General features: G+C 67.4%; 3 protein-coding genes and 1 pseudogene. All 4 read left to right on the top strand.

The features are described 5' to 3' along the window. Window positions 1-697, top strand: a pseudogene (locus tag GA0115259_RS27155) (protein phosphatase); the annotation flags it as partial. A 26-nt stretch (window positions 698-723) separates the two neighbouring features. Then, window positions 724-2124, top strand: a complete 1401-nt coding sequence (locus tag GA0115259_RS27150; protein ID WP_093601922.1) for an FtsW/RodA/SpoVE family cell cycle protein — start codon at window positions 724-726, stop codon at window positions 2122-2124. Next, window positions 2121-3587 carry a peptidoglycan D,D-transpeptidase FtsI family protein gene (locus GA0115259_RS27145; RefSeq protein ID WP_093601920.1) on the top strand — a complete coding sequence of 489 codons (1467 nt, stop codon included), beginning with the start codon at window positions 2121-2123 and terminating at the stop codon, window positions 3585-3587. The genes GA0115259_RS27150 and GA0115259_RS27145 overlap by 4 nt, the downstream gene beginning before the upstream one ends. A 168-nt stretch (window positions 3588-3755) precedes the next feature. Next, window positions 3756-5735, top strand: coding sequence for a Stk1 family PASTA domain-containing Ser/Thr kinase (pknB, locus tag GA0115259_RS27140; RefSeq protein ID WP_093601918.1), 1980 nt, complete (start codon window positions 3756-3758; stop codon window positions 5733-5735). The last annotated feature ends 53 nt before the right edge of the window (window positions 5736-5788 follow it).

Below are 5788 nucleotides of genomic sequence, written 5' to 3'. Positions count from 1 at the left end.
CGCCGCCGCGATGCAGACGCCCGCGGGCCGCGCCGCCGGTCTCGGCCGCTCCGTACCGCCCCAGCCCGCGGGCGGCGGCTTCGGCCCGCCCGGCAGCGGCCAGGACGCCGGCTACGAAGGCATGCCTCCCGAGGGCGGCTTCGGCGCGTACAGCGACGAGGACTTCGTCAAGCCGCGCGGTGGCCGCAAGTGGCTCAAGAGGTCCTTCTACTCCGTGCTCGCGCTGGCCGTCGTCGGCGGCGGGCTCTACGGCGGCTACCGCTGGACGCAGACCCAGTACTACGTGGGCGCCAACGCCGAGCATGTCGCGCTCTACCGGGGCATCAGCCAGGATCTGGCCTGGCTCTCCCTCTCGGAGATCGAGAAGGACCACCCCGAGATCGAACTCAAGTACCTCCCGCCCTACCAGCGCAAGCAGGTCGAGGAGACCATCGCCGAAGGCAGCCTGGCCAACGGGCGTGACAAGATCCAGGAACTCGCCACCCAGGCGTCGGCCTGCAAGAAGGACGAGCAGCGCCGTCAGGCCGACCGCGAGGCCGCTGTGGTCACCGGCGAAGGCCAGGCCGGCGGCACGACCGGTACGAACACCTCCGGCCGGACCACCACCATCAAGCCGAAAGCCGCGACTCCCACTCCAGGCCCCAGCCTCTCGGAGGAGGAGCAGAAAGTGGCCTCGAACTGCGGGAAGCAGCAGTAGCCGGCCGTAGGGGGCCTTTCACCACCATGAGCGTTGTCACCAACACGACCACCATCGGCGCGATCGAAGCACCGAGCCGCCGCAACACCGAGCTCGGGCTGCTCGCCTTCGCCGTCGTCATCCCGGTGTTCGCGTATCTGAACGTGGGGCTCGCCCTCGACGGCAAGGTACCGGCCGGGATGCTCGGCTACGGCTTCGGCGTCGCGCTGCTCGCCGGGATCGCCCATCTCGCGGTGCGCAAGTTCGCTCCGTACGCCGATCCGCTGCTGCTGCCGCTGGCCACTCTGCTCAACGGGCTCGGGCTGGTGCTGATCTGGCGGCTGGACAAGTCGGAACGGTTCCAGGCCCTGGACACCTTCGCACCGGCCGCCACCAAACAGCTGCTGTTCTCCGCGATCGGTGTCGCCCTTTTCGCAGCCGTACTGGTCCTTCTCAAGGACCATCGCATCCTCCAGCGCTACACCTACATCTCCATGGTGGTCTCGCTGGTCCTGCTGATCCTGCCGATGTTCTTCCCCGGCGTGTACGGCGCCAAGATCTGGATCACCATCCCCGGCTTCGGCACCATCCAGCCGGGTGAGTTCGCGAAGATCATCATCGCGATCTTCTTCTCGGGCTATCTGATGGTGAAGCGGGACGCCCTGGCGCTCGCCAGCCGCCGCTTCATGGGTCTGTACCTGCCTCGCGGCCGTGACCTCGGACCGATCCTGGTCGTCTGGGGCGTCTCCATCCTGATCCTGGTCTTCGAGACCGACCTCGGCACCTCGCTGCTCTTCTTCGGCATGTTCGTCGTCATGCTGTACGTCGCCACCGAGCGGACGAGCTGGATCGTCTTCGGTCTGCTGATGTCCGCGGTCGGCGCCGTCGGCGTGGCCTCCTTCGAACCGCACGTCCAGCAGCGCGTCACCGCCTGGCTCGACCCGTTCGACGGCTACGGCAAGATCGCCGCGAGCGAGCAGATCGCCAAGTCCCTGATGGCCTTCGGCTCCGGCGGCACACTGGGCACCGGACTCGGCCAGGGCCACTCCGACCTCATCGGCTTCGCGGCCAACTCGGACTTCATCCTCGCCACCGTCGGTGAGGAACTCGGCCTCGCCGGAGTGATGGCCGTCCTGCTGATCTACGGCCTGGTCGTGGAGCGCGGCGTCCGCACGGCGCTCGCCGCCCGCGATCCGTTCGGCAAGCTGCTCGCCGTCGGTCTCTCCGGCGCCTTCGCCATCCAGGTCTTCGTCGTCGCCGGCGGTGTGATGGGGCTCATTCCGCTGACCGGTATGACCATGCCGTTCCTGGCAGCCGGCGGCTCCTCCGTGCTCGCCAACTGGGCGCTGATCGGGATCCTGATCCGTATCAGCGACACCGCGCGCCGGCCCGCGCCGGCTCCCGCCCCGTCACCCGACGCCGAGATGACCCAGGTGGTCCGACCGTGAACAAGCCCCTGCGACGCATCGCGATCTTCTGCGGGCTTCTCATCCTCGCCCTGCTGATCCGGGACAACTGGCTCCAGTACGTCCGCGCGGACGAGCTGAACTCGCACAAGTACAACCGCCGTGTGCTCATCGAGCGCTACAGCAACGAGCGCGGCAACATCATCGTCGACGGCAAGGCCATCACCGGCTCCGTCAAGACGGACGACAGCGACTTCGCCTACAAGCGCACCTATGTCGACGGCCCCATGTGGGCACCCGTCACCGGCTATGCCTCCCAGGCCTTCGACGCCAACCAGATCGAGAAGCTTGAGGACGGCATACTCACCGGCAACGACGAGCGGCTCTTCTTCGACCGCACCATGGCCATGTTCACGGGCAAGAAGAAGAAAGGCGGTGATGTCGTCACCACCCTCAGCGGCGCCGCCCAGAAGGCCGCCTACAAGGGCCTCGGGGACGCCAAGGGCGCCGTAGCGGCCATCGACCCGCAGACGGGCAAGATCCTGGCGCTGGCCTCCACGCCGAGCTACGACCCGTCCAAGTTCGCGGGCAACAGCGACAAGGACACCGAGGCCTGGGTCGCCCTCGACAAGAAGAACAACCCCGACGACCCGATGCAGAACCGCGCGCTGCGCGAGACCTACCCGCCCGGCTCGACCTTCAAGGTGGTCACCGCCGCCGCCGCGCTGGAGCACGGCGAGGTCACGGACATCGATGAGCCGACGGACACGCCGCTCCCCTGGATCATGCCGGGAACGACCACGCCGCTGCCCAACGAGGGCAACATCCCCTGCAAGGACGCCACCCTCCGGGACGCGCTGCGCTACTCCTGCAACACGGTCTTCGGCAAGCTCGGCTCCCAGATCGGCAAGGACAAGATGCTGGAGACGGCGAAGAAGTTCGGATTCAACGCCGAGCAGTTCACTCCGGTCCGCTCCAACGCCTCGTTCTTCCCCGAGGAGATGAACGAGTCGCAGACCGCGCTCTCCTCCATCGGCCAGTTCGACACCCGGGCCACGCCGCTCCAGATGGCCATGGTCGCCGCCGCGATCGCCAATGACGGCAAGCTGATGAAGCCGTACATGATCGACCAGCTGCGCGCCCCGAACCTGGACGTGCTCAGCAAGACCGAGCCCGAGGAGATGAGCCGTCCCCTCACCCAGGAGCACGCGCAGATGCTCCAGACCATGATGGAGACGGTCGTCAACGACGGCACCGGAAAGAACGCCCAGATTCCGAATGTGACAGTGGGCGGCAAGACCGGTACCGCGCAGCACGGCGAGAACAACAGCAAGAACCCCTACGCGTGGTTCATCTCGTACGCCAAGACGGACAACGGCTCGCCCGTCGCCGTCGCGGTCGTCGTCGAGGACAGCAAGGCCAGCCGGGACGACATCTCCGGCGGCGGTCTTGCGGCCCCCATCGCCAGGGCAGTGATGAAGGCGGTCATCGACAGCAGGAAGTGATGCCGGTCACGGCTCACGTCCGTAGACGCACTTTGCGATACCGGTCGTATATCAGGTCACCGCTATGGGTCAATCGCATACGGCGTGCCCGGTAGCGTAGGCGCGAGCAGCACACCGCCGGACCACACACCGGTGCGGTCGGGACTGACGGAGAGGGCTGGAACAGTTATGGAAGAGCCGCGTCGCCTCGGCGGCCGGTACGAGCTGGGCTCGGTGCTCGGCCGTGGTGGCATGGCGGAGGTCTACCTCGCGCATGACACCCGGCTCGGCCGCACCGTCGCCGTGAAGACGCTCCGGGCCGATCTCGCCCGCGACCCGTCCTTCCAGGCCCGGTTCCGCCGAGAGGCCCAGTCGGCCGCCTCGCTCAACCACCCGGCGATCGTCGCGGTCTACGACACCGGTGAGGATTACGTCGACGGGGTCTCCATCCCGTACATCGTGATGGAGTACGTCGACGGTTCGACCCTGCGCGAGCTGCTGCACTCCGGACGGAGGCTGCTGCCCGAGCGCACGCTGGAGATGACCATCGGCATCCTCCAGGCGCTGGAGTACTCGCACCGCAACGGGATCGTCCACCGGGACATCAAGCCGGCCAACGTCATGCTGACGCGTACCGGCCAGGTCAAGGTCATGGACTTCGGTATCGCCCGCGCCATGGGCGACTCCGGTATGACGATGACCCAGACCTCCGCCGTCATCGGCACCGCCCAGTACCTCTCGCCCGAGCAGGCCAAGGGCGAGCAGGTCGACGCGCGCTCCGACCTCTACTCCACCGGATGTCTGCTCTACGAGCTGCTGACGGTCCGGCCGCCCTTCATCGGCGACTCGCCGGTCGCCGTCGCCTATCAGCACGTACGGGAAGAGCCGCAGACGCCCAGCGTCTTCGATCCCGAGATCACGCCCGAGATGGACGCGATCGTGCTCAAGGCGCTCGTCAAGGACCCGGACTACCGCTACCAGTCCGCCGACGAGATGCGCGCGGACATTGAGGCCTGCCTCGACGGACAGCCTGTCGCGGCCACGGCGGCCATGGGCTCGGTCGGCTACGGCGGCGGTTACGGCGGCCATGACGGCGGCCAGCAGACGACCGCGCTGCGCCAGAACGACCCGGCCGGCCAGACGACGATGCTGCCGCCGATGCGCCCGGACGAGGGCGGATACGGCGGCGGGTACGACGACCGCCCGGACCGGCGCCGTCAGAAGAAGTCGAACACCTCGACGATACTGCTGGTGACGGCGGGCGTCCTGGTGCTGATCGGCGCGATACTGATCGGCAAGGCGTTCCTCGGTGGCGACAGTGGCACCACCCAGGTGACGGTCCCGCAGCTCGTCGGCAAGACGCTCCAGGAGGCCGAGACGCTCGCGAGCAACGCGAGCGTGAAGGTCGAACAGTCCGGCTCGAAGCGGTGCGAGGTGCCCAAGGGCTCCATCTGCAGCCAGAACCCGGCGAACGGCAAGATGGACCAGGGCGAGACCATCCAGGTCGTCGTCTCGGCGGGCTCACCGCAGGTCAAGGTCCCCGACGTCACACAGAAGGACGTCGACAACGCCACCTCCATATTGGAGGGCGACAACTTCAACGTCGAAATCGAGCAGGTCGAGTCGGACGAGGACCCCAACACGGTCCTCGAACAGGACCCGGCGGGCGGCTCGAAGGCCGAGAAGGGCGCCACGGTCACGCTGAAGATCGCGAAGACGGCCCAGGAGACGGTTCCGCCGGTCGTCGGCACGCAGTTCGACGCGGCGAAGGCCCAGCTCGAAGGCCTCCGCTTCACCGTCCAGCGCAATGACGTGGACTCGCAGGAGCCGGCGGGCACGGTCGTCAAGCAGAACCCGGGAGAGAACAGCAAGGCGCCCAAGAACTCCACGGTCACGCTGGATGTCTCCAAGGGCCCGCCGCAGGAGAAGGTACAGATCCCCGTTGACATCTTCGGCAAGCGGCTCGGAGAGGTGCAGGGCCGTCTCCAGGGCTTGGGCCTCAACGTCGCGGTCGAACAGAATCAGCCGACCGACCCGAACGCCTTCGTGACGGGGAGCAACCCCCAGCCCGGCCAGGAGGTCAACAAGGGAGACACCGTCACCTTGACCACTGTGGGCGGCAACCAGGGCAACGGTGGCAACAACGGCGGAGGCTTCTTCGGCAGGTAACCAGCCCAGCAGAGAGCCCCGGCACCCGTGAAGGGTGCCGGGGCTCTCTGCTG

The organism is Streptomyces sp. MnatMP-M17, assembly GCF_900091995.1.
GTDB lineage: Bacteria > Actinomycetota > Actinomycetes > Streptomycetales > Streptomycetaceae > Streptomyces.
Note: the sequence above shows the minus strand (reverse complement) of the source record. Positions and strands in the feature narration are given on the sequence as shown.